The sequence below is a fragment of the Pseudomonas sp. St316 genome (assembly GCF_018325905.1).
Taxonomy (GTDB): domain Bacteria; phylum Pseudomonadota; class Gammaproteobacteria; order Pseudomonadales; family Pseudomonadaceae; genus Aquipseudomonas.
The window spans coordinates 2,986,443-3,010,752 of the sequence record NZ_AP021901.1 but is presented as its reverse complement, the minus strand read 5'-3'; the positions used below and the strand labels follow the sequence as shown (position 1 = coordinate 3,010,752).

Below are 24,310 nucleotides of genomic sequence, written 5' to 3'. Positions count from 1 at the left end.
GCTTGCTCCGCGGGGTCTGCGCCCCGCCCACGCAATAGTTGAATTCGTCTTAGCAGGGTGTCGCCGCGCCCTTGCGGGCGTACCACCACCAGGTCACCACGATGCAGCTCAGGTAGAAGCCGACGAACATGTAGAAGGCCATCTCCGGGCCGCCAGTCAGGGCCATCGAAGTGCCAAAGGATTTGGGGATGAAGAACGCTCCGAAGGCGCCTATGGCAGAGCTGAACCCCAGCACCGCGGCCGACTCCTTGCCGGCGTTCTTGAGCGCTTGTTCGCGCACCTCGGGCTTTTTCCCCTTGGCGGACTTTTCGTGCAGGGTGCGGAAGATCACCGGGATCATGCGGAAGGTCGAACCGTTGCCAACGCCGGTGGTGATGAACAGCAACATGAACATGCCCAGGAAACCGTAGAAGTTGCCGCCCTGGCCGCCTTGCGGGAGAAAGTGCAAGACACCGAACACCATCACGATCATCAGCACGAAGTTCCACAGGGTGACCTTCGCACCACCGAGCTTGTCCGCCAGCCAACCGCCCAACGGCCGCACCAGTGCACCGACCAGCGGGCCGAGGAAGGCAAATTTCAGGGCGATGACCTCTGGGAACGAGGTTTTGATCAGCAGTGGAAACGCGGCGGAGAAACCGATGAACGAACCAAAGGTCGCCAGGTACAACCAGCACATCAGCCAGTTGTGCTTGCGCTTGAAGATCACGGCCTGCTCGCTGAACGATGCCCGGGCGCTGGACAGGTCGTTCATGCCGAACCAGGCGATCAAGGTGACGGCGGCAATGAACGGTACCCAGATAAAGCCAGCGTTCTGCAGCCACAGCGAGCTGCCGTCAGCCAGCACCTGTGGCTGCCCGCCCATAAAGCCGAACACACCGAAGGAAATCACCAGCGGCACGCAGAACTGCATCACCGACACACCCAGGTTACCCAACCCGGCGTTCAAGCCCAGGGCCGTGCCCTGTTGAGACTTGGGGTAAAAGAAGCTGATGTTGGACATGCTCGAGGCGAAGTTGCCGCCACCAAACCCGCAGAGCAACGCGATCAGCACGAACACGTTGTAGGGTGTAGCCGGGTTCTGCACCGCGAAGCCCATCCACAGTGCCGGCACCAGCAGCGACGCGGTGCTCAGGGCGGTCCAACGCCGGCCGCCGAAGATCGGCACCATGAACGAATAGAAGATGCGCAAGGTGGCACCCGACAACCCCGGCAGGGCCGCCAGCCAGAACAACTGGTCAGTGGTGAAACTGAAGCCGATGGCGTTCAGGCGCACGATCACCGTGCTCCAGACCATCCATACCGCGAAGGCCAACAGCAGCGCCGGGATGGAAATCCACAGGTTGCGCCGGGCAGTCAGTTTGCCGCTACTGCCCCAGAAAGCAGGGTCTTCCGGACGCCAGTCATGAATGACCGGGCCTTTTTCAGGCGTTTGTAGAACGGACATGTTCTTCTCCTTGGGCAATGCTGGAAAACGAGGATTGGCTGGCCGACGACTGCTTACCCAGCAGTGGGCGCTTGCGTATTTCGCTGAAGTACATCCAGATGAGGGAGACCCAAACCACGCCGTACATCAACATGAAGCAGGACGAGCGCACGCCGGTGAGGTCCATCAAGGCGCCAAACATGATGGGCAGCACGAACCCGCCCAGGCCGCCGGCCAAGCCGACAATGCCGGACACTGCGCCCATGTTTTTCGGATAGTCGTTGGCGATGTACTTGAAGACCGAGGCCTTGCCGAACGCGAAGGCAATGCCCATCACGAACAGCAGCACGGTGAACAGCGTGGGGCTGAGGCCGATGTGGAAATCGACGATGCCGTTGACGGTCTGTACTTGCAGTTGAGTCTGGGGATAGGACAACAGGAACAGGCAGATCCAGCTGACCCACAGCACCCACCAAGTCACGCTCTGGGCGCCCCAGCGGTCGGACATCCAGCCACCGACAGCCCGCAACACGCCACCGGGCAGGGAGAAACATGCCGCCAGCAACGCTGCGCTTTGTAGGTTGAAACCGTATTCCTGCACGTAGTATTTGGTCATCCACAGGGCCAGGGCCACGTAGCCACCAAACACAATCGAGTAGTACTGGCAGTAGCGCCACACGGCCGGTTCTTTCAGGGTTTTCAACTGCTCGCGCAAAGTGGCGCCACCCGCGCCGCTGTGTTCCTTTTTCTCGCTGGTGAGAAACCAGAACAGCAGCGCGGTAATGAAGAGGATGGCGCTGAACACTTTCGGCACCAAGTGCCAGGAGCCAAACGCGATCAAGGCCGGGGCCAGGAACTTGGTTACCGCGGCCCCCGCGTTGCCGGCGCCGAAGATGCCCATGGCGAAGCCCTGGTTCTGTTTATCGAACCACTTGGCGACGTAGGCAATGCCCACCGAGAACGAACCGCCGGCCAGGCCGACGAACAGGCCCAGCACCAGGAACTGCCAGAAGGCGGTGGCCAGGGTGATCAGGTACAGCGGCAATACGCAGGACAGCATCAACAGGAAGAACACGATCCGCCCGCCGAAGCGGTCAGTCAAAAGCCCCAGGGGCAAGCGCACCAGCGAACCGGTCAACACCGGTGTGGCGGCCAGCAGGCCGAATTGGGTTTCATTGAGGGCCAGCATTTCCTTGATCGGAACGCCCAGCACAGCAAACATCATCCAGACCATGAAGCACACGGTGAAGGCCAGGGTACTCATCCCTAGTACCAGCCCTTGTTGCACTTGCGCTCGCATCACGATGCACTCCGTCAGTTCGATGAGCGCAGCCTAGTGATACGAACCCCGCGAAAACTTGACCTGGGTCAACGTACGCCGAGGCGGTCCAGGTCTATGCTTGGCCCATCTACCTCCAAGGAGGTAGACCCGGATATTGATACAACCCTTTATTTATCAATACCTTGATCAAGTCTGCCGAAGCTTTTATGGAAATGGAGCGGCCGACAACTCTTTAGAGGTAGTGCGCCCAGGATTGGCTGCTACACCCCCAGGTCCAGGGCGCCCCCTATGCTCGGTTCACAGTTTTGCCTCGCAGGCCCGCGTCGATGATGCGTTGGCTGCGCAGTTCCCTGCCCGCTCGCGCCGGGCTGGCGGTGATCCTGATCGCCATCCTGGCCCTGGCCAGTTCCTTGAGTGCCGGATTGATCGCCTGGTTCAGCCAGGGCGACGCTGCCGCCATCAACACCGCCGGTTCCGTGCGCATGGAGACCTACCACCTGAGCTGGAAGCTGGCGGCGGGAGACAACGAGGACATCCCGGCGATCATCGCCAGCCTGCAACAACGCCTCGACAGCCCTGCCCTGCGCGCCGTACTGGAAGACGGGCCGACAACCTCCCTGCGCCAGAGCTACCAGAACCTTGTGCAACGCTGGGACCAGACCTTGCGCCCGGCCATCGAGCGCGGCGATTCGGCGTTTTTCCAAAGCAGCGCCAGCTCTTTCGTTGAGCAGTTGGACCAGTTCGTTACCCTGCTGCAACGCCAGAGCGAACACAAACAAGGCTGGCAACAGACGATCCAGGGCGCGGCGCTGTTCAGCACCATGATCATCCTGCTGATTGGCCTGTATGAGTTGCAGTACGGCGTGGTCACGCCCTTGCAGGAGTTGGTGGACGCCACCCAGCGCTTTCGCCGTGGCGAATTCCAGGTGCGGGTCAATCACCAGTCCGAAGATGAGCTGGGCCAGTTGGCGACCAGTTTCAACACCATGGCCGAAACCATCGAACAATCGCACCGCACCCTGGAAAACCAGGTCCAGCAAAAGACCCTGAACCTGCAACAAGCCAACGCCGCCCTGGAGCTGCTGTACCAGAGCAGTCGCAGCCTGGCGACGCGACAGGCCAATGCCGAAGGGCTGGACGAGTTGATCCGGCGCTTCCAGCAGCGCCTGCCGGGCCTGCGCCTGACGCTGTGCCTGCAAGGGCAATTGCAGACACCGGCCAGGCATTTGCTGGCCCTGCATGGCGCCGACAGCCGTCAGGTCTGCGCCAGCAGCGATTGCGCCAGTTGCCATAAACACAACGCTGCACGCCCGCAGGCCTTCAGCATCAGCAACCAGGGCAACGAGCTGGGTGAGCTCAAGGCGCATTTTGTCGACGGCCACGCCGCGCAGCCCTGGGAAACCGCATTGATCCAGGCCCTGGCCAACCTGATCGGCACGTCGCTGTCCCTCAAGCGCCAGCGGGAACAGGACCATCGCCTGCTGCTGCTCGATGAACGCACGATCATTGCCCGCGAGCTGCATGATTCCCTGGCCCAGGCCTTGTCGTACATGAAGCTGCAAGTCAGCCGCATGCAGACCCTGATGCGTCGGGGCGAGCCGGTGCAGACCTTGGAAACCGTCACCGGCGAGCTGCGCGAAGGGCTGAACAACGCTTATCGCCAACTGCGTGAACTGCTCACCACCTTTCGCTTGCAGATCCACGACGATGGCCTGGTGGAGGAGCTCAAGGACACCGCCGAGGAGTTCTCCAACCGAGGGGATTTCCAGGTGCACCTGTTCGTCGACACCTTGGCCTTCGAGCTGTCGGCCAGCGAGCAGATCCACATCCTGCAGATCACCCGCGAGGCTTTGTCCAATTGCCTGCGCCATGCCCATGCCGAGAACGCCTGGCTTGAACTACGCCAGGAAGGCGAGACCGTACGGCTGTCGATCGAAGACGATGGCCGCGGCTTCAGCGGCGAAGTGGACCAGCGCGAACACCATGGCCTCAACATCATGAACGAACGAGCCCGCAGCCTGCGTGGCCAACTGCAGATTCTCTCCCGTACACCCCAGGGCACCCGTATCCAGGTGCATTTCCAACCGGAATTCCTGGGCCAACACACCGAAGGCCTCGCAACATGAACGCCCCCCTGCGCCATACCCTGCTACTGGTCGACGATCATCCGATGATGCGTCGCGGCATCCGCCAGATGCTTGAACTTGAAGACGATCTGCAGATTGTCGGCGAAGCCAGCCACGGCGAAGAGGCCCTGACCCTGATAGAGCCGCTCAAGCCCGACCTGGTGCTGCTGGACAACAACATGCCGCAGATGAACGGCATCGAGACCCTGCGCCGGCTGCGTGCCATGCACTACACCGGCAAGGTGCTGCTGTTCACCGTGTCCGATGCCGAGGACGACATCCGCGATGCCCTGCGCCTGGATGCCAATGGTTACCTGCTCAAGGACATGGAGCCCGAGTTGCTGATCCAGTACATCCGCGACGCCCTCAACGGCGCCCTGGTGATCAGCCCCGGCCTGACCCGCGTCATGGCCCAGGCCCTGCGCTCCCCGCCGCGCCAGGCCGATGTGGAACTGACCGAGCGCGAACGCCAGGTGCTCAAGACCATCGCCGGCGGCTACAGCAACAAGGTCATCGGGCACAAGCTGGGTATCACTGAAGGCACGGTCAAGGTCCATGTGAAGAACCTGCTGCACAAGCTCGGCTTGCGCTCCCGGGTAGAAGCGGCGGTGTGGGCGATGGAGCATTTGCGCGGAGCGGGCTAACCCAGCCAACCCCTACCCCTACCCCTACCCCCTGTGGGAGCACAGCTTGCTTGCGATGACGGCGGCACATTCAGCATCCCGGCAAGCTGACCCACCGCTATCGCGAGCAAGCTTTGCTCCCACAAGGTTTGTGTTTTGAGCGGGGCTCATCCCTCTTCCGAGGTAGGCCTGCCGAGGCATAGGCCCACGGCGATTTGGGCTCTACCATGACGGCACGCGGAGGTACGCCATGCTGACCCACCCTTCCATCGTTTTACTGTTGCGTCGTCATCACCTGTTCAGCCAACTGCCGGAGCGGGTCTTTGAAGATGTCTGCAGCCTGGCCGTCCTCAGGCGCCTGGAATGCAACAGCACGCTCATGCACCAAGGCGATCCGGCCAAGCGGTTTTTCTTGCTGGTCAGTGGCCAGATCAAGCTGTTCCGAGTCACTGGCGAAGGCCAGGAAAACCTGGTGGAGATCATCCAGCCCGGACAGACCTTCGCCGAGGCCCTACTGTTCAGCCAGGCCCGTTGCTACCCGGTCAGCGCGTCGGCGATCAAGGACAGCGTGCTGGTGAGCATCGAGGGCACGCATTACCGCAAGGCCCTGGAGGACCAGCCCAAGGTTTGCCTGGCGATCCTGGCAAGCATGAGCATTCATCTGCACCAGCGCCTCAAGGACATCGACAACCTGACCTTGGCCAGCGCCAGCCGGCGGGTGATCAATTTCCTGCTGCAAGAGCGCGATCCGCGGGATGGTCAGTTGGTGTTGCAGGTATCCAAACGCTTGGTGGCTTCCAAGCTGGGGATTCAGCCGGAGACCTTTTCGCGGATTCTTCATCGGTTGGTGGATGGGGGGTTGATTGCCATGGAGCGACGTCAGATTCGTATCTTGTCCGAGGATGGGCTTGAGGGTTATCAGCAGTAGGTTTGTGTGAGTATCCGTTATTTAGGTCACGGCGACTTATGGTTCCGCCCTTACAGCGGGTCACTTTCGAAAAAAGCGCGAAAGTAACCAAAGCGCTTCTGCCCCACCACTCGGCACCTCGCCCAGGCTCGGTGTGCCTGAACGAAGGCATTGCTCCGTGGGCCGCCGCGAGGCCGACCTGGTTCTTGGTGCAGACCGCGTTTCTCCTGTGGGAGCGGGTAGCTCGCGAAGGCGTTGGCACAGCCACCTCACCACAAACTGATACTCCGCCACATGGGGCTGCGGATATTCAAAGCATCTGCACACGACACAAGAACCTGTGGGAGCGAGCCTGCTCGCGATGACGTCGGTACATCCAACATCACCGCAAACTGAACCACCGCTTTCGCGAGCAGGCTCGCTCCCACAGGGGGCAGCGGGTGTTCAACGCATCCGCACACGACACAAGAACCTGTGGGAGCGAGCTTGCTCGCGATGACGTTGGTACATCCAACATCACCGCAAACTAAACCACCGCTTTCGCGAGCAGGCTCGCTCCCACAGGGGGCAGCGGGTGTTCAACGCATCCGCACACGACACAAGAACCTGTGGGAGCGAGCCTGCTCGCGATGACGTTGGTACATCCAACATCACCGCAAACAGAACCACCGTTTTCGCGAGCAGGCTCGCTCCCACAGGGAAACGCGGTCTGCACCAAGAACCAGGTCGGCTATAAGGCCGCCTCGCGGTGGGGCAAATGTAAGGGCGGAACCATAAGCCGTCGTTACCGAAGAAATGGATATTCACCCAACCCTAGCCCACATCAATCAACGCAACCACCCGCGAAAACACCAACTCCATCTCGGGCTCACCACACTCAACCCCAAACCGCTTGCGCAACCCCAGCTGGTTCAGAATCACATGCACATCCGCCTCGAGGTCATGCTGCTGCAAGCACGCCTGGACGCATTGCAAAGGACACCCATCCAGCGCAATGATCCGCCGCCCCGAGCGGGCCTTGTTGACCAGCGCTGCGACATGCCCGCCGACCCCGACGATGCAGGACATCTCGGCCAGGCCGGCGCGGTCCAGGCGCAGGGCGACAGTGTTGGCCAGTTGCGCCACATTGGAACAACCGGAACAGGAATACACCAGGGGCAGCGGGCTCGGCGCTTTCATCACACGGTCGCCAACCCCTTGCCCGCCCGCTCCAGATTGCGCCACAGCCACGGCGGCAATACATCAGGATCGAGGCTGTCGATCAGATTCTTAAGCGCCAGCCCCAGTTCGGTGTCGCCCTCGATCACCAACCGCCGCCGAAAGAACAACGTGTCCGGATCCTCCTGACGGCTGGCCAGCAACAGGAACTCGCGCCAGTTGCCGCTGATGGTGACCTGGGCCTCAGCCCGCTCGGCGATGCGTAAGCCGTCGCGCGCCAGGGTCAGGTACCAGCAGAGCTTGAGGTCCGGCACGCGCAGGCACAACCAGCGTCCACGCAGCACATCGAACCCGCCATCGCGCAGCGGCTCGGCCAGGCAACGATTGAGCGCCTGCTGCAACGCCAGGCGCTGCACCACGAACGGTACCTTGCCCACCAGCGGCAGCAAGCGGTCGGCACCTTTGAGCACCCACTTCTTTGGACTCAACACAGGCCCGCCTCCTCTACCTTCAACATGCCGGCATGGCCGTGCCAGTAACCATTGCAACCGTCCACGAACAACGGTGGTGCCTCGCCCTGGCGAACTTTGTCAAAGGCCGTGACCACCTCGGCCATGCCCTGGGCGCGCGGGCTCAGGCGCAGCACATCGGCGCCGCAGGCCATCAGCGCGTTGTAATCGGCCAGCAGGTTCGTCACCTCGCCGGACATCGTCTGGATGCCGTTGAGGGTGAACAGCTGTTGGCCTTCCTGACTGCTCAACGCCAGGCCGTCGGGGTAGTTGATGCAGCAGAACTGACAGTCGTCCTTGGGGCGATTTTCGGCTCGGGCGGTAAAGCAGCGCGCCGAGTACGCCAAGGGCAGATGACCGTAGGCGAAAATCTCCACCTCGGGCACCTCACGGTCCATGTCCCGTACCTGCTCCAGCACATCGCCGATCAGCGCCGCCGAGCACTCGACGGGCGGCACCCAACGGATCATGCCGCTGTCGAGCAATTGCCCCAGGGCGTGGCCGTTGTACAAGTTCAGCGCCGGGCCGCCGACGAAAGGCAGCTTGCGTTCAGCCATGAACTGCACCGCGCCCATGTCATTGGCTTCCACCAACAACTGGCCGTTGTCACACAGGCGTCGCAGTGAGGACAGCTCCGAGGCTGCTTCGATCAGCGTCAGGCTCGACAACACAATCTGCGCCTGGCTGCACGCTTGCAGCTCGCGCGCCAACCCCAGCCACTGATCCAGGGAGAACGCCCGGCGTTTCGAACACACGGTTTCCCCCAGGTAAATCACGTCCAGCGGCAATGCCGACATCTCGGCATAGAAATTCCCCAGTTGCGCTTTGTCCCAGTAAAACAGGACCGGTCCCAGGCTGAGTTTCATCTGGCCTCCTTCATTGCCATGATCGATGGTAGGCACCCAGGGTGGTCTGGCTGCCTTCGGACAAGCCAGCCAGCACCTGGCGCCATTCTTCCTGTACCCGGAACCGTTGCGGCGCGACCTGGTGAGCATCCAGTGCGGCGCGCCAGACCCGGGTGACTTGTTCCACGTAGGCCGGGCTGCGTTGGCGCCCCTCGATCTTCACCGCTTCGACGCCGATGGCCGCCAGCTCCGGCAGCAGGTCGAGGGTGTCGAGGCTGGTGGGTTCTTCCAGCGCATGGAAGCGCTTGCCGCCTACCAGGAAGCGGCCTTTGCACAAGGTCGGGTAACCGGCCGGCTCTTCGGGGGTGTAGCGGTCGATCAGCACCTCGCTCAGACGTGCGCTGAGGCCTTGGGCATCCTCGCTCCAGCGCACCGCCTTGGCGGGCGAACAGACGCCGCACAGGTTCGGCGACTCGCCAGTGATGTAGGAAGACAAGTGGCAACGGCCCTCGGCCATGATGCACAGGCTGCCGAAACCAAAGACTTCGATCGGCACCGGGCTGGCCGCCGCCACCTGCCGTACCTGGGCCAGGGACAGTACCCGTGGCAGCACAGCGCGACGGATACCGTAGCGCTCGGCGTAAAACGCCAGCGCCGCGGCGTGGGTCGCCGAGCCCTGTACCGACAGGTGCAGCGCCAGTTGCGGATGGCGCTGGCTGGCGTAGCTGAGCACACCGGGATCGGCGGCAATCAGCGCGTCCACGCCGAAATCGGCGGCACGGTCCACGGCACGTTGCCAGCGCTCCCAGCCCTTGGGTTGCGGGTAGGTATTGACCGCCACGTACAGCTTGCGTTGGTGCTGACGGATGTGCGCGACCGCTGCGTCGAACTGTTTGTCGTCCATGTTCAGCCCGGCGAAGTGCCGGGCGTTGGTGTCATCGCGAAAACCGACATAGACAGCATCGGCGCCTTGGCGCACCGCCGCTTTTAGGGCAGGCAGATTCCCTGCCGGGCAAACCAGTTGCATGGGGCATCCTCGTGAGAAAACTAAGGCCGCCGCCAGTCTAGCCAGCCCTTGGCCGGCGACCTTGACGGCAATCAATTGCCGTCAATGCATCAGTTCGGCGAATGGCAGGTACAGCACTTTGTCGTGCTTGTGCAGTTGCGCCTCACACTCCACCACCGCCAGCCCATCGGCCCAGCAGGCGGCCGTCAGCATTGCCGAACTTTGCTGCGGGTGCAGTTCCACGCACAGGTGGCCGTTGGCATCCGGAACCAACCTGGCCCGCAGGTACTGTCGGCGCCGGTTGCGCTTGAGCCAGTCGAACCCGGCCGGCACCTGCAACGGTACCGGCAACACGTCGCCCATGCCCTGGGCCCGGAACAGGAACGGACGCACGACGATCAGCGCGGTAATCAATGCCGCCGACGGATTGCCCGGCAGCCCGATCCAAGGCTTGCCTTCCACATCCCCAAAGGCCAAGGGCTTGCCCGGCTGGATGGCGAGGCGCCAGAGGTCAATGCTGCCCAAAGCTTCGATGGCTTGCTTGAGATGGTCTTCTTCACCCACCGATACACCGCCCGATGTGATCAGCACATCGCATTCGGCGGCGGCCAGGCGCAACGCTTGTCGACTGGCCAATAACTGGTCGGGCATGACCCCGAAGTCATGCACCTCGACACCCCAGCCGCGCAACAGTGCGGCGAGGCTATGACGATTGCTGTTGTAGATCTGCCCCGGCGCCAGCGGCTCGCCCGGTTCGCGCAGCTCATCGCCGCTGCTGAGCAAGCCCACTTGCAAGGGGCGATAAACGTCCACTTGGCCGACTCCGGCGCCAGCGAGCAAACCCAACTCCTGGGCGCGCAAACGCCTGCCGGCCGCGAGCAGGCGATCACCTCGACGCAGCTCCTCACCTTCCTTGCGCACATGGTCACCCCCGTTGACCGACGGCAACCAGACCCGCTCGCCATCGACGCGACAGCTTTCCTGTGGCACCACCGTATCGGCCCCCGGCGGCAGCGGCGCGCCGGTGAAAATCCGCACGACCTGCCCTGCCTGCAACGGTTCGCCCGGATCGTCACCCGCGGCGATCCGCCCGCCCAACAGCAGGTAGCCGCCGTCAACCGGCAGGTCAGCGGCACGCAGGGCATAGCCGTCCATCGCGCTGTTGTCCCAGGCTGGCAGGTTCATCGGGCAGAAAATATCGGTAGCCAGCACACGGGCCAGGGCCTGGTCCAGGCCAACCCGCTGCACGGGCGGTGGCGGCGGAGCCTGGTCGAGCAAATGACGGATCGCTTCATCCACAGGCATCAGCACGCCGCTGTCGCACACCCGGCCGCTCATGAGCGCGTCTCGCAAGCCGTCGGGGCGATGCCGTCCTGGGGCTTGAGGTGCGGGGTGAAATTGCACGGACCGGTGCGGCTGTCCAGCTGCCCGGCCAGGATCTGCTCCCAACCGGTCCGGCAAGCGCCCGGCGAACCCGGCAAGCAGCACACCAGCACCCCATTGCTCATGCCCGCCAAGGCGCGCGATTGCAGGGTGGACATGCCGATCTCTGCCAGTGACACCTGACGGAACAGCTCGCCGAAACCGTCTACCTGTTTGTCCAGCAACGGCGCCACCGCCTGGGGCGTGTTGTCGCGCGGGGTGAAACCGGTACCGCCGGTCATCAACACCACCTGCACCTTGGGGTCGGCGATCCACTGTGAGACCTGGGCACGGATCTGGTAGATATCGTCCCTCACCAGCCCACGGTCGATCAGCACATGCCCGGCCGTTTGCAGCAGGTCCGCCAGGGTCTGGCCCGAGGTGTCGGTCTCGAAGGTGCGGGTGTCACTGATGGTGAGGACCGCGATGTTCAGCGGTTGAAAGAGGCGTTGCGTCAGATGGGCCATGATCAGCCGTCCTGTCAGAAAAGATGGCCCAGCCTGAACTGCAATCGTTGCCGGGCCTATTCCTCCTTGGAGGTACCTCCCTCGGCATCAGCAGGAACGATTCTGTCCCCGTAGGAGCTGCCGAGCGTAGCGAGGCTGCGATCTTTCCCGGGCCACTTGAGTCTCAAGCGAAGATCAAAAGATCGCAGCCTTCGGCAGCTCCTACAAAGGCATCCCTTCAGGGTGCCAGGCGGCTGCGCTGCCAGGCGCCATCTTGCAGGCGGTAGTCGAGGCGATCATGCAAACGGTCGGCACGGCCCTGCCAGAACTCCAATCGTTCCGGTCGCAGGCAATAGCCACCCCAATGTGCGGGACGCGGCACCGGTTGCTCGGCGAAGCGTTGTTCAGTCTGCGCGAGCAAGGTGTCCAGCGCGGCACGATCTGCCAGTGCTCGGCTTTGTGGCGACGCCCAGGCCCCCAGGCGACTGGCCACGGAACGGGACTCAAAATAGGCATCCGACAACGCCGGGGCGAGCTTGGCGACCGGCCCTTCGATGCGCACTTGGCGTTCCAGTCCTGGCCAGAAAAACGTCATGGCCGCCCAGGGATTGGCCGCCAGGTCCTGCCCCTTGCCGCTGTCGTAGTTGCCAAAAAAAGAAAAGCCTTGGGCGTCGAAGCCCTTGAGCAACAACACCCGACAGTGAGGCCGGCCCTGCTCGTCCACGGTCGCCAGGGCCATGCTGTTGGCTTCCACCGGAGGGCTTTCGGTGTCGCGGGCCTGCTGCATCCAGAGCGCGAACAATGCCATGGGGTCGGCGGGTGCCTGGGCTTCACCCAGCCCATCGAGGGTGTACTGACGGCGCATGTTGGCCAGGGAAAGGGGCATCTGGGGTGATCTCCACTGTGGGTTTGAGCCAGTGTGGAGTCGACTGCGTTAGCTGGCCTTGATCGTTGTCAATGGCACCTCTTGTGGTGAATGGGAGGCTGCCTTCGCGAGCAAGCTCGCTCCCACAATTGATCTGCGGTGTTCACACCACCCCTGTGGGAGCGAGCCTGCTCGCGATGAAGGCAACTCGGTCTCCCACAGAGGATCGGCGGTGTTCACCCCCCCTGTGGGAGCGAGCTTGCTCGCGATGAATGCAACTCGGGTTAACAGGTAAACAGCTACTTGAGCCCCAACCGCCGCGCCAGTTTATGCAGGTTGCTGGGATCAACCTCCAACAGCCGCGCCGCGCCCGCCCAGTTTTGCCCACAGCGTTCCAAGGCCCTGAGGATCGCCTGTCGCTGGCAACCATCGACAGCCTCGCTCAAGGGTTGCACGGGCGCATCCAACGCTTGCAGGGCCTGCTCCGGTATCGCTTGCATCACGCCTGCGCTGGCATTGACATCGAGGTCCAGCACCTGCGGCTCCAAAGTCATGATCAAGCTGCGACTGGCGCCATGGCTCAGTTGCTTCAACGCGGCGCGACTGATCACATGCTCCAGCTCCCGGACATTGCCGGGCCAGCTGTACGCCAACAACGCCTGTTCGGCGGCCGGTGACAGGCGCAAGCCGCGCAGGCCCAGGCGCGTACGATTCAGTTCGAGAAAGTGCCCGGCCAGCATCAACACATCGTGGCCGCGCTCGCGCAGCGGCGGGATCGGCACCGGGTAGACCGAAAGCCGGTGGTACAGGTCGGCGCGAAACAGCCCGTCGCGGATACTGTCGGGCAAATGCCGGTTGGTGGCAGCGATGATCCGTACATCGACGTGCAGCGGCTTATCCGCCCCCAAGCGCTGGATCTCACCATTCTGCAAAGTGCGCAACAACTTGGCCTGCACGCTCAGCGGCAATTCACCGACCTCATCGAGAAACAACGTGCCGCCATTGGCCGCATCGAAACGCCCGGCACGGTCGGTGGTCGCGCCGGAAAATGCACCTTTGACATGGCCGAACAACTCGCTTTCGGCCAGGGACTCCGGCAACGCCGCACAGTTGACCTGAACCAGCGGCTTGTGGCCGCGCCGGGACAAGCGATGCAAGCGCCGGGCGAACAACTCCTTGCCGACACCGGTTTCCCCCAGCAACAGCACCGGCAGTTCGGAGTCGGCCAGCACATCCAACTCATTGAGCAATTGCTGTAAACCTTCGCTGCGCCCGAGGATCTCGCCCTCCTCCGCTGGTAACCGCAGGTCGGTCTGGTCGCTGCGCGACGCCCGCAAGCTACGGTTTTCCTGTTCCAGCCGAGTGACTCGCACCGCTGCCTCGATCTGTAACGTACAGCGCTTGAGTTCCTCCCGGGCGCGGCTGTCAAAGGTACCGGCGTGCAACGCATCCAGGGTAATCGCGCCCCAGAGCCGGCCCTCCACGTACAGGCTTACGCCCATGCAGTCATGCACCGGCAGCGGCTCGCCGACGTGGTTGTCGAGCAAGCCGTCATAAGGGTCCGGCAAACGGCTGTCCGGCTCGAACCAGGTGGGTTCGCGCGACGCCATGATCGCCGCCAGGCGCGGGTGCTGGGCAATCACGAAGCGCCGGCCCAACGCCTCGTGGACCAGCCCTACGGTGGCCACGGGCCTGAGGCTGTCATCGTCCAGGCGCAACAAACCCACGGCGCCACTGTTGAAGTATTCGCGCAGGGTCTGCACCAGGCGCTGCAATCGCACCGCATTGGGCAACTCGACGATCAGGTCGGCGGCCAGGCTTTCACGCAGCATGGTAATGATGACCCTCCAGGGTTCGTTTGACCCTTCACAATCAGGGTGACAATCACCCTTCAAAAAATTTAATGCTTTATTTTCAGTCAGTTAAATCTGGCACACCGGCTGCAAAGTCCACTCATCTGTCCCTGCCGGGATTCAACCCAAGGAAACACGATGAGCCTCGATCTGCTGGAACAAAGCCTCGGCCAACTGGCCTGCGACATTCCCGGTGCTACCCGTACCTTCCATCATTACAACCTCGACTTCTGTTGTGGCGGGCGAAAATCCTTGCGCGAAGCCGCGCTCGGCAAGGGCCTGAACCCACTGCTGATCGCCGATGCCCTGCGCACCCTGCAAGCGGCCGGAGAGCTGGGCCATGACTGGCGCGACGAACCCCAGGCAACCTTGATTGCCCACATCCTGGAGCGCTACCACGCGCGTCATCGCGAACAACTGCCGGAACTGATCCGCCTGGCCCGGCGCGTCGAGCTGGTCCATGGCGCACGAGCCAGTTGCCCCAACGGCCTGGCCGATCACTTGCAGGACATGTATCAGGAACTCGAAGGCCACATGCTCAAGGAAGAACAGGTGCTGTTCCCGATGCTGCAACAGGGCCTGGGCGAACGGGCCTCGGCGCCGATCCAGGTCTTGCGCTACGAACACGACCAGCACGGTGAAGCCCTGGAAACCATGCTCACCCTGACCGACCAGATCACCCCGCCCTCCGACGCCTGCAACACCTGGCGCGCCCTGTATCGCGGGCTGGTGGAATTTCGCGACGACCTGATGCAGCACATCCACCTGGAAAACAACGTGTTGTTCGTCAATGCGATGAAACCAGTACGCTGAGCCTCAAACATTGCCCATTACTCCTGTGGGAGCAAAGCTTGCTCGCGATGGCGTAGTGTCAGTCAATATCAATGTTGACTGATTCACCGCTATCGCGAGCAAGCTTTGCTCCCACAGGCATCTTCAGCTCTCATTTGCCGCCCTCATCCGCTGCTCAAAACTGCCAATAGAACATCGCCTTGGCCAACACCACGATCAGCACCATATGCCCCAGGATGCTGCGCCGCAGCCAACAGGCTCGGCGCGGGGTCAGCCGGCCGCTCTTGAGCCAATACGCCAACCACAAATAGTGACCGATGATGCTCAATGCCAGCAGGATCTTCAGGCTCAGCAGCAGGCCGAAGCTGTTGTTAAATGGCTGGCTCAATGCGCCGCGATGCTGCCAGGCCAGGGCCATGCCGGCGCCGTACAGCACCAGCACGACGCCGTGCAACACATGCCGCGAACGCTGGGCGATGGCTTGGTCGGCAGCGTCCTTGACGCCTTGGGCCAAGGGCCGGCGGGCGCTATGCCAGATGAAGACCTCGAAAAACAGCGTGCCAATGAAAGCGATGGCCGCCAGCAGGTGCGTGACCAGCAAGATCCCATACATTATCGATCCCCTCTGCCCAACCGGCTCATCCCGGATGCCCGTCCACCCGGGCGCGCAACAGCATCGGGCCATAACGCCAGGCGTATAGACCGAACCCCAACGTCCAGCACAGCGCCGCCAGCCACAGCCCGGCCAACGGCAACAGCAGCACCAACAGCACGCGGCTCAGGCACGCCAGGTTCAGCAGGATGAATGCCAGGGTCATGCCCGTCGGCGGCTCGAGGGCGCGCCCGGTATGGCCCAGGCTGACACGGGCAATCATCGCCAGGATCAACCCGGCCATGGCGCCGATGGTCAGGCCGTGCACCGCCAGGCTCGGGTTCACCGGCACGCCGAAGTGCCACAGCGCCATGCCCAGGCAGGCAACCGCCAGCCAGGCGTAGGCCAGGTGCAACGACCACAGCAGCGGCACCCGCCACAACTCCCGATCATGCCAACGCACCAGTCGAATCCCGTGGCCCACCGCCAACGCGGCGAACAACAGGCCGACCCAGACGCTGGTCACCAGCGCCGGACCGAAGGCATACAACAACGCCACTAACGCCGACCCTGCCAGCAACAGGCGATCGAGCCACGGCCAAGGGGCAACGCCCTCCACCCGACCGAGGCCGCGCTGGGTAAAGAATGGAATCACGCGCCCGCCGATCAACCCCATCATCGCCGCCACCAGCCACAGGCCGGTGAGCACGCTCTGGCGCTGCAAGCCCTCGTTGTGCTGCACCAGACCGTATACGGATAACCCATCGGCGGCGGCCAACAGCAGCAATACCAGCACAATCGGGTAATTGCGCTTCTGCCGCACACGCCACAACATCACGCCCATCAACGCCGCGACCGCCAGGGCAAAACCCAGCTCCAGCAGCGTCAGTAACGGCCAGGGCGCATCGACCAGCCAGGCCAGCCGCGCGCCCAGCCACAATAACGCCAGGGTGGCCAGGCGCTTGCCGCTGAGGCCGGGGATTCCCGTCCAGGTTTGCACCGCCGTCAGCAGGAACCCGGCGATGATCGCCAGGCCGAAACCGAACAACAGTTCATGCCGGTGCCAGGCCAACCAGCCGCCAGCCGGCTGCCAGGCCGACAAGCGTCCAGTGAACGCCGCGAGCCAAAGGGGAACGACCAACAGCGCCAATACACACCCGGCCAAAAAAAACGGCCGGAACGCCAGGCGCCACAACGGCGAAATGGCCATGGCCTTGCGACGGTCAAGCACTTGCATACACCACTCCTTTGCCTCGCTGAACCGCCAGCGAGGTACGACAAACCAGGGTTCGAATGATCGGCTATCGACGCCGGCCGGCCTTGTCTCAGATCAAGCCAGCGCATCGGCAACCTCCCGTCTCGAACAGGTACTTGCAAGGGGCTTGCCGTTGTGGGAGCCGAGCTTGTTCGCGATGAACGATAACGCCGTCCTGCGTGGACCGCGGCGCTTTCATCGCGAGCAAGCTCGGCTCCCACAGAAGCTCGGCTCCCACAACGACTGTAGCTGATAAGGGTACTAAATACCCTTTCGTGGTTGTTTTTACCCTATCTCGCCAGGGTCATTTATACCCTCATCGATCCTAAAGCCCGACGAATCAATGCCCGCAAGCATGGCCCGTCTCTTGCTCAGGCACTGCATCACCTTTCTTGTCGGGGTCATCCATGAAATCCGTAGTTCTGCCGCTTACCTGGTTCGTCTTGCTCTCCTGCGTCGTGGCGCTTGCCAGCGGCCTGTCCCTGACCCTGGTCTGACCCCGATCACCTCTTTCGCCCTTACAAGGATTCCATGCCATGGTGCTCCACCGCGTCCATCACCAGATTCTGCGCAGCCATCACCTGTTCGAGCCCTTGAACGAAGAAGAGCTCAACGAATTGATGAGCAACAGCCAACTCCTGAACATCGATAAGGGCGACCCACTGTTCCGTCAGGGAGAGCCGGCGCAGGCGTTTTACTTCGTGATTTCCGGGGCCGTGAAAATCTACCGGCTGACCCCGGATGGCCAGGAAAAGGTCTTCGAGGTGATCGGCGAGCGCCAGACCTTCGCCGAAGCCATGATGCTGATGGACACACCCAACTACGTGGCGTCCGCCGAAGCCGTTGGCCCGACCCAGGTGTACCGACTGTCCAACGCCACCTACATGCGGCTGCTGCAAAGCAACAGCCGGCTGACCTTCGCCCTGCTCGGCAAGCTCTGCGTGCGCCTGCACCAACGGGTCAACGAGATTGAAACCCTGTCGCTGAAGAACGCCACTCACCGCGTGGTGCGCTACCTGCTGACGCAGCTGGTGCGCCTGCAAGCGGTGGATTGCCAGTTCGAATTGCCGATGGCCAAGCAGTTGATCGCCGGGCACTTGTCGATCCAGCCGGAAACCTTCTCGCGGATCATCCGGCGCCTGATCGATGAAAAAATCATCACTCAGGACGGTCGCCAGATCGCCATTCTCGATCGCCTGCGCCTGGAGCAATTCGAATGAGCGCGCAGCCCACCTGCCTGTATTGCCAGGAGGCCAACCCTGCCGATGAAACCGAGTGCCACCAGTGCGGCATGCCCCTGCCGGCCGAAGCGGCGATGGCCGGCGAACGCCGGCTGCGGCGCTTCACCTGGTTTTGCGTCGGCTTGACGATCTTCTGCATCGTCATGTTCTTCTGGCTGCCCCGCAGCATCGCCTGAGCCCTCAATCCTGAGTCAATTGCCGGTACAACTGCGGTAAACGCAGCGGCAGTTGCTCGGGCTGGCGAATCAAGGTGTAGCCGTTGGCCCCGAACATGTACGGCAGGTAATCCCCCGCCTCCCGATCAATGGTGATGCAAAACGGCGTCAACCCCTGGCGCCGCGCTTCCAGCACCGCCTGGCGGGTGTCTTCCACACCGTAGCGGCCCTCATAGAGATCCAGGTCATTGGGCTTGCCATCGCTGAGCAGCAACAACAACTTGCGCCGTCGCTTGCACCCTTCCAGGCGCTGCGTGGCCTGGCGAATGGCGGCGCCCATGCGCGTGTAGTAACCGGGCTTGAGCCCCTGGATTCGCCCCCGGGTGTGGTCGTCATAGCGCTGGTTGAAGGCCTTGAGTTCATGCATGCGCACCTGCTGACGACGCAGGGAAGAGAACCCGTACAAGGCAAAGTCGTCTCCCAGCACCGACAGGGTTTCGCCGAACAGCAACAGGCTGTCGCGAATCACATCGATCACCCGGTGCTCATCATTGAGGTGCGCGTCGGTGGACATCGACAGATCGGCCAGCAGCAAACACGCCAGGTCGCGGCGAGTCTGGCGCTGGTCCATGAACAACCCGCGCTCGCTGCATTGCCCGTGCTGGCGCTCGACATGAAAGTCCAGCCAGGCTTGCAGGTCCAGCTCCGAGCCTTGGGTTTGCTGGCGCAACCACTGGCGATCGTTACGCAAGTGTTCGAACTGGCGACGCAAGCGCTGGGCCGAGCTTCGCAGACGTGCGGGCAACGGCTGGGGCTGGCAATCGCGAGGGGTGAAGGTTTGCAGGCTGACGAAGTCGTCCTGTAGGCGCTGTTTGCGGTAATCCCATTCCGGCAAGAGGATGCCTGCGCCCAACGGGATGTCATCCACATCCGCCGGGGGCAGGTCCAGGTGCAGTTTCAAACCACCGCCCTTGCGCACGCGGGTGCGCGATAGAGTCAATTGGTCCAGGTCCTCGGCGACGCGGGCAGCGTCCGGGTCTTCGCTGTCATCCGCCCAGCGATCCAGGTCCACGTGTTCGGTCCAGCTGAACAGGTTTTCCAGGCGCACGATCAGCAACCCACCGTCACGGGTGGTGTCGTCGATTCGCTCGGCGCGCTTGCGCCCGCCCTGCTGTTCACCGGGTGGCGTCGCCAGGTATTGCTCGGACTCCTCGAGGTTGGCGGCCTGGGGATTGGCCAGGTGTTGGGGTGGGTACAGCCACAGCGGCAACGGCCAGGCCGCCCGCTCGCTGCGTGGAAAATGTTCGACACTGCCCGGTTCGCGCAAGGCTTGGCACAACGCCCGTTCCAGGGCCGCTTCGGCCAGGTTGAGCGTGGCCGGATCGGGGCGCAGGGACAGGTGCGCGTCCACCAGTCGCCGGTAGCGAGGACGCAGCGCCGGGTAGCGTTTCAACACCGCCAGGGTCCAGCGCTGATTGTCCCGCCCCCAGTGTTTCATCGGCCCGGACTGCGCGGCCAGCAACGCAAGCCAGCGATACAACTCTTCGTTGAGCCCGACATCGGGAAACGCCGCCAGGCTCGCCGGCAACCGTAGATTGTCGCCATCGCAACAGGCCAGAGGCACTTGCTTGCAGGTGCCAGCGATCTGCTGCAACAGGTTGCGACGCAGCAACAGGTCGCGGTCGCTGACCGCTTCCACTCCCAGGTGAGGCGCACCGCCGGTGGCGCGAAACAGCACCTGCAACGAGCGTTGCCGGGGGATCAGCTCCACCCGCGCTTCGGGAAAATCCACACTGGCGCGGCGAGTGATAAACCGGTGCCAGACACTGCCGACCCATTCTTCCAGCTCAAGGGTGAATGCCATGGTTATTCTCCTCTTGAGCCGAACCCATTGTGGCGAGGGGATTCATGTGGGAGCAAAGCTTGCTCGCGAAACAGGCGCCTTGATCTCTGAAAGACCGCATCGCCCCCATCGCGGGCAAGCCTTGCTCCCACATAGGCCCTCTCATCACAAATGAGTCCGGCTCAGTAGTTGTGGTGATTCACGAAGGCACCACCGCCGCCGGCGCACGCAGTGCCGCACGGCCACGTTGACGGAAGCTGAACAGGTAGCAGAGCAACCCGGCCAGGAACCCGACACCGCTGACCAGTCTTGCCCAGAACAGCGGCTTCAAATGGTCCACCGTGGCCATGAACGGCAAGGCACTGCCATCGGTCATCCAGCGCTGCAACCACACCTGGACCACACCGGCCGCGGTGAGGAACAAGGTGATCATCACCATCGACAGGGTCATCAACCAGAAGCCCCAGATCTCCAGGCGCTGCGAACGTTCGTCTGCTGCTTCACCCAAGCCGCGCAAGCGTGGCATGGCGTAGCTGATCAGGGTCATCACGATCATTGCGTAGGCACCGTAGAAGGCCAGGTGACCGTGGGCCGCGGTCAGTTGCGAACCGTGGGTGTAGTAGTTGACCGGTGCCAGGGTGTGCAGGAAACCCCAGACGCCGGCGCCGAAGAACGCGGTGACCGTGGTGCCCTTGGCCCACAACGTGGCGGCGCGGTTCGGGTGTTGCCGCCGGCGGTTTTTCACCATGCTGAAGGCGAACACCACCATCGCCAGGAACGGTAGCGGTTCCATCGCCGAGAAGATCGAACCCACCCACAACCAGACCTCGGGCGCACCGATCCAGAAGAAGTGGTGACCGGTGCCGATGATCCCGGTGATCAACGCCATGGCGATAATCACGTACAGCCATTTTTCGACCACTTCGCGGTCCACGCCGGTGATCTTGATCAGGACGAAGGCAAGCATCGCCCCCATGATCAGTTCCCAGACGCCTTCCACCCAAAGATGCACCACCCACCACCAGTAGAACTTGTCGCGAGCGAGGTTTTCCGGGTTGTAGAAGGAGAACAGGAAGAACACCGCCAGGCCGATCAGCCCGGTCATCATCACCATGCTGACCGTGGTCTTGCGACCTTTGAGCAGGGTCATGCCGATGTTGTAGAGGAACCCCAGGCACACCACCACGATGCCCATCTTGGTGATGGTCGGCTGCTCCAGGAACTCGCGTCCCATGGTGGGCAGCAAGTCGTTGCCGGTGAACTTCGCCAGCGTCGCGTAAGGCACCGAGAGGTAGCCCAGGATCGTCGCCACGCCTGCGGCGGCGAATACCCAGAACAGCACCAGCGCCAGTTTCGGGCTGTGCAGTTCGCGATCGGCCTCCTCCGGTATCAGGTAGTACGCCGCGCCCATGAAGCCGAACAGCAGCCAGACGATCAGCAGGTTGGTGTGGACCATGCGGGCCACGTTGAAAGGGATCAGCGGGAACAGGAAGTCGCCGACCACGTATTGCAGGCCCATGATCAAACCGAACAATACCTGCCCCAGGAACAGCATCAGGGCAAACACGAAGTAGGGTTTGGCGACGGCCTGCGAGGCGAATTTCAGATGCGGATTAGCCATGCTCATCTCTCAGCCCTCCTTGTTTGGCGGCCAGCCATTGGTATTGATTTTCGAGCTCCATTTAAGGAACTCGGCGATGTCGTCGACTTCTTGCTCGCTCAGGTTGAACTGCGGCATGGCCCGACGCCCCGGAACGTTCAGCGGCTGCATTTTCATCCAGGCCTGCAGGAACGGCTTGAAGGCTTCCTCGCCACCGCGACGGTTGACCACGTTGCCCAGCTCCGGCGCAAAGTACGCGCCCTCGCCCAGCAGGGTATGGCAGCCGATGCAGTTGTTGCGCTCCCAGACGCCCTTGCCGCGTATCACCGATTCCGTCAATTGCGCCTGGTTGCTGCGTTCTGGAAAGGTCTGTTCCGTGTGGTAGGTCAGGGCCAGGAATATCAGGAAGAAGAAGATGCTTCCCCCGAAATAAATATTCCTGGCCATGCCTTTGGTGAAGGTATCTGACATGGTCACTTCCTCATTGCTTGGCGTGTTCATTCTAGGAAGCGCGGGGTCGGAAACCGCTTGATGGCGATCAAGAATCTCCGATGGTTTTGGTGGGTTGTTCGCGCTCGGGTGGCGAGAGAGCTTGCTGTGGCGAGGGGATTTATCCCCTCACCACAGGTTTGTGCTTGCAGGGGTCAGAGCGTGGATGAGATGACGATCCCGATCACAACCGCCAGCAGCGCCGCCCAACTCAACACCAACCGTCGCCACAACCGCGGCGCGTGGCGCAGTTCCATGAAGCCGTCGGCGATCAGCCAGGCCTTGGTCACCGCCAGCACCAGGATGGCGATGGACACCAGCCCGGTAGCCGCGACCTGGCCCAGGGCGACGGTGCCGGTGCTCAACACGGCCAGCGTCATCCAGCAGGCGATCAAGACACGGGAAGCCGACATGAGCACCTCCGCTCAATCAAGGATGTAGACAACCGGGAACAGCAGCACCCAGACCAGATCGACCATGTGCCAATACAGCACGCCGGATTCCAGCCCACTGCTGCGCTGCGCCCCATGACGACGTCGCCGACAACCCTCGGCCAGCCAGGCGAGGATCACCATGCCCAGCAGCACATGGAGGAAATGAAACGCGGTGAGGATCCAGTACAAGGTGAAGAACGTGTCGTGCTCCATCCCCAGGCCGTTCGCCAACAGATGGGCATACTCCGTGAGCTTGATCCCCACGTAGCCGCAAGCGAGCAACAACGCCACACACAACAACAGCGCGCCTCGACGCGGCCGGTCCTGCCTGACTTGCTCCTGGGCCAGGGCCGCGAACAGGCCAGCGGTCAGCAGGCTGAGGGTCATCGCCAGGCCCGTGGAGCGGTCCAGCAGCTGCCGGCCTTCGCTGAAAGTCTGCGGGTACAACGCCTGAGCGACGGTGAACGTCAGGATCAACAATGCGAACACCGACAGCTCGGCGAGAATGAAAAACCACATCGCCAAATCCCCGGGCAACCGCCGGGACACCGTCGCGGGTTCAGCCGAAGTGGACATCGACCACATCCATCAGCGCGGCAACAGTCTGCGGGTCGTCACTCAATGGCTCGGCCAGGCACGCCAGGCAGGCTTGGCGCGGGTCCATGCCGGAGCCGATCATGCGCGCGGCGAAAATCAGCAAGCGCGTCGAGGCGACTTCCTCCAGGTCATGCTGATCCAGCCGGCGCAGCGCCTGCCCCAATCGCACCACCTGGGCCGCCAAGGCCATATCCACACCCGCTTCACGGGCAACGATGCGCTCTTCATCGGCCACCGCCGGATAACCGAAACGCATCGCCACGAAACGCTGGCGAGTGCTGGGTTTCATGCCCTTGAGCAGGTTCTGGTAACCGGGGTTGTACGACACCACCAGCATGAAGGACGGCGGCGCCTGCAGTACTTCGCCGGTGCGCTCCAGGTACAACTGGCGACGATCATCGGCCAGCGGGTGCAACACCACGGCCGTGTCCTGACGCGCTTCGACCACCTCATCCAGATAACAGATACCGCCCTCGCGCACGGCCCGGGTCAAGGGGCCGTCCTGCCACCAAGTGCCCTGGGCACCGATCAAGTGACGGCCCACCAAATCGGCCGCGCTCAAGTCATCGTGGCAGGCCACGGTGTACAGCGGCAGTTTCAGGCGGTGGGCCATGTGCTGGACGAAACGGGTCTTGCCGCAGCCGGTAGGGCCTTTGATCAGCACCGGCATGCCGTGATGCCAGGCCTGTTCGAACATCGCCTGCTCGTTGTCCTGGGGTTGATAAAAGGGTTCGTCGGGGTGCTGCAAAGTGTGGATAGCGTTCATGGCAGGGCCTGATCAGACAACACGATTGCAGGCCACGCTACGGTGCCCTGCGACAACCTGGCAAGGGCTGCGGCCGGC

At 62.5% G+C, this 24,310-nt stretch carries 24 protein-coding genes; 6 read left to right on the top strand and 18 right to left on the bottom strand.

Translation table 11 applies throughout. The annotated features are described in order from the left end of the window. Window positions 1-49: 49 nt before the first annotated feature. Both KI237_RS13605 and KI237_RS13600 read right to left on the bottom strand, forming a co-directional pair. Window positions 50-1,447 (bottom strand): NarK family nitrate/nitrite MFS transporter, encoded by a 1,398-nt coding sequence (locus tag KI237_RS13605; RefSeq protein ID WP_212800249.1) that lies wholly within the window; start codon window positions 1,445-1,447, stop codon window positions 50-52. Further along, window positions 1,425-2,726 (bottom strand): MFS transporter, encoded by a 1,302-nt coding sequence (locus KI237_RS13600; protein ID WP_502937115.1) that lies wholly within the window; start codon window positions 2,724-2,726, stop codon window positions 1,425-1,427. The genes KI237_RS13605 and KI237_RS13600 overlap by 23 nt, the downstream gene beginning before the upstream one ends. Before the next feature lie 308 nt (window positions 2,727-3,034). Between KI237_RS13600 and KI237_RS13595 the strand changes: the two genes are divergently transcribed. From KI237_RS13595 to KI237_RS13585, 3 genes are all read left to right on the top strand, one after another. Next, a complete protein-coding gene (locus KI237_RS13595; RefSeq protein WP_212800247.1) occupies window positions 3,035-4,834 on the top strand; it encodes a HAMP domain-containing protein in 1,800 nt (599 codons plus the stop codon). Next, window positions 4,831-5,478 carry a two-component system response regulator NarL gene (gene narL / locus KI237_RS13590; protein ID WP_003202460.1) on the top strand — a complete coding sequence of 216 codons (648 nt, stop codon included), beginning with the start codon at window positions 4,831-4,833 and terminating at the stop codon, window positions 5,476-5,478. Before KI237_RS13595 ends, narL begins: the two co-directional genes overlap by 4 nt. Window positions 5,479-5,707: 229 nt before the next feature. After that, window positions 5,708-6,385, top strand: a complete 678-nt coding sequence (locus tag KI237_RS13585; protein WP_212800246.1) for a Crp/Fnr family transcriptional regulator — start codon at window positions 5,708-5,710, stop codon at window positions 6,383-6,385. A 792-nt stretch (window positions 6,386-7,177) separates the two neighbouring features. Here the strand turns inward: KI237_RS13585 and KI237_RS13580 are convergent. The 8 genes from KI237_RS13580 to norR form a co-directional block, all read right to left on the bottom strand. After that, complete coding sequence (locus KI237_RS13580; protein WP_212800245.1) at window positions 7,178-7,543, bottom strand: putative zinc-binding protein; 366 nt, start codon at window positions 7,541-7,543, stop codon at window positions 7,178-7,180. Next, entirely contained in the window at window positions 7,543-8,013 is a 471-nt protein-coding gene (gene ubiT / locus KI237_RS13575) for a ubiquinone anaerobic biosynthesis accessory factor UbiT (RefSeq protein WP_003202468.1), read from the bottom strand. The genes KI237_RS13580 and ubiT overlap by 1 nt, the downstream gene beginning before the upstream one ends. Further along, window positions 8,007-8,897, bottom strand: a complete 891-nt coding sequence (locus KI237_RS13570; protein ID WP_003202470.1) for a U32 family peptidase — start codon at window positions 8,895-8,897, stop codon at window positions 8,007-8,009. Before KI237_RS13570 ends, ubiT begins: the two co-directional genes overlap by 7 nt. 10 nt (window positions 8,898-8,907) lie before the next feature. Further along, the gene (gene ubiU, locus KI237_RS13565; RefSeq protein WP_212800244.1) at window positions 8,908-9,903 is read right to left on the bottom strand and encodes a ubiquinone anaerobic biosynthesis protein UbiU; all 996 of its coding nucleotides are present in this window, start codon (window positions 9,901-9,903) and stop codon (window positions 8,908-8,910) included. An 81-nt stretch (window positions 9,904-9,984) separates the two neighbouring features. Further along, window positions 9,985-11,220 carry a molybdopterin molybdotransferase MoeA gene (locus KI237_RS13560; protein ID WP_212800243.1) on the bottom strand — a complete coding sequence of 412 codons (1,236 nt, stop codon included), beginning with the start codon at window positions 11,218-11,220 and terminating at the stop codon, window positions 9,985-9,987. Then, entirely contained in the window at window positions 11,217-11,771 is a 555-nt protein-coding gene (gene moaB, locus KI237_RS13555) for a molybdenum cofactor biosynthesis protein B (RefSeq protein ID WP_212800242.1), read from the bottom strand. The genes KI237_RS13560 and moaB overlap by 4 nt, the downstream gene beginning before the upstream one ends. Before the next feature lie 217 nt (window positions 11,772-11,988). After that, entirely contained in the window at window positions 11,989-12,636 is a 648-nt protein-coding gene (pdxH, locus tag KI237_RS13550) for a pyridoxamine 5'-phosphate oxidase (RefSeq protein ID WP_212800241.1), read from the bottom strand. Window positions 12,637-12,914: 278 nt separating this feature from the next. Then, complete coding sequence (norR, locus tag KI237_RS13545; RefSeq protein WP_212800240.1) at window positions 12,915-14,447, bottom strand: nitric oxide reductase transcriptional regulator NorR; 1,533 nt, start codon at window positions 14,445-14,447, stop codon at window positions 12,915-12,917. Between the two features lie 159 nt (window positions 14,448-14,606). On the opposite strand from norR, the gene ytfE reads away from it, so the two are divergent. Then, complete coding sequence (gene ytfE / locus KI237_RS13540; RefSeq protein ID WP_212800239.1) at window positions 14,607-15,281, top strand: iron-sulfur cluster repair protein YtfE; 675 nt, start codon at window positions 14,607-14,609, stop codon at window positions 15,279-15,281. A 154-nt stretch (window positions 15,282-15,435) separates the two neighbouring features. Here ytfE and KI237_RS13535 read toward each other — a convergent pair whose 3' ends face one another. Both KI237_RS13535 and KI237_RS13530 read right to left on the bottom strand, forming a co-directional pair. Further along, window positions 15,436-15,873, bottom strand: coding sequence for a hypothetical protein (locus tag KI237_RS13535; RefSeq protein WP_212800238.1), 438 nt, complete (start codon window positions 15,871-15,873; stop codon window positions 15,436-15,438). A gap of 25 nt (window positions 15,874-15,898) precedes the next feature. Next, the gene (locus tag KI237_RS13530; protein ID WP_212800237.1) at window positions 15,899-17,089 is read right to left on the bottom strand and encodes an NnrS family protein; all 1,191 of its coding nucleotides are present in this window, start codon (window positions 17,087-17,089) and stop codon (window positions 15,899-15,901) included. 554 nt (window positions 17,090-17,643) lie between these two features. Here KI237_RS13530 and KI237_RS13525 point away from each other — a divergent pair. Together KI237_RS13525 and KI237_RS13520 are read left to right on the top strand one after the other, a co-directional pair. Further along, on the top strand, window positions 17,644-18,327 hold the full coding sequence (locus KI237_RS13525) for a Crp/Fnr family transcriptional regulator (RefSeq protein ID WP_212800236.1): 684 nt from the start codon (window positions 17,644-17,646) through the stop codon (window positions 18,325-18,327). Further along, entirely contained in the window at window positions 18,324-18,524 is a 201-nt protein-coding gene (locus KI237_RS13520) for a protein DnrP (protein ID WP_212800235.1), read from the top strand. The genes KI237_RS13525 and KI237_RS13520 overlap by 4 nt, the downstream gene beginning before the upstream one ends. Window positions 18,525-18,528: 4 nt before the next feature. Here the strand turns inward: KI237_RS13520 and KI237_RS13515 are convergent, their stop codons facing one another. The 6 genes from KI237_RS13515 to KI237_RS13490 all read right to left on the bottom strand — a co-directional run bounded on the left by KI237_RS13515 (window position 18,529) and on the right by KI237_RS13490 (window position 24,163). Then, window positions 18,529-20,367, bottom strand: coding sequence for a nitric oxide reductase activation protein NorD (locus KI237_RS13515; protein WP_212800234.1), 1,839 nt, complete (start codon window positions 20,365-20,367; stop codon window positions 18,529-18,531). Between the two features lie 178 nt (window positions 20,368-20,545). Further along, window positions 20,546-21,973: a cbb3-type cytochrome c oxidase subunit I gene (locus tag KI237_RS13510; RefSeq protein WP_212800233.1), complete on the bottom strand. Its 1,428-nt coding sequence runs from the start codon at window positions 21,971-21,973 to the stop codon at window positions 20,546-20,548. A 3-nt stretch (window positions 21,974-21,976) separates the two neighbouring features. Then, window positions 21,977-22,417: a c-type cytochrome gene (locus tag KI237_RS13505; RefSeq protein ID WP_030137671.1), complete on the bottom strand. Its 441-nt coding sequence runs from the start codon at window positions 22,415-22,417 to the stop codon at window positions 21,977-21,979. A gap of 173 nt (window positions 22,418-22,590) precedes the next feature. After that, window positions 22,591-22,848 carry a cytochrome C oxidase subunit IV family protein gene (locus tag KI237_RS13500; RefSeq protein WP_212800232.1) on the bottom strand — a complete coding sequence of 86 codons (258 nt, stop codon included), beginning with the start codon at window positions 22,846-22,848 and terminating at the stop codon, window positions 22,591-22,593. A gap of 12 nt (window positions 22,849-22,860) precedes the next feature. Beyond that, complete coding sequence (locus tag KI237_RS13495) at window positions 22,861-23,445, bottom strand: cytochrome c oxidase subunit 3 family protein (protein ID WP_212800231.1); 585 nt, start codon at window positions 23,443-23,445, stop codon at window positions 22,861-22,863. Next, window positions 23,429-24,163, bottom strand: a complete 735-nt coding sequence (locus KI237_RS13490; RefSeq protein WP_502937114.1) for a CbbQ/NirQ/NorQ/GpvN family protein — start codon at window positions 24,161-24,163, stop codon at window positions 23,429-23,431. Before KI237_RS13490 ends, KI237_RS13495 begins: the two co-directional genes overlap by 17 nt. Between the last annotated feature and the right edge of the window lie 147 nt (window positions 24,164-24,310).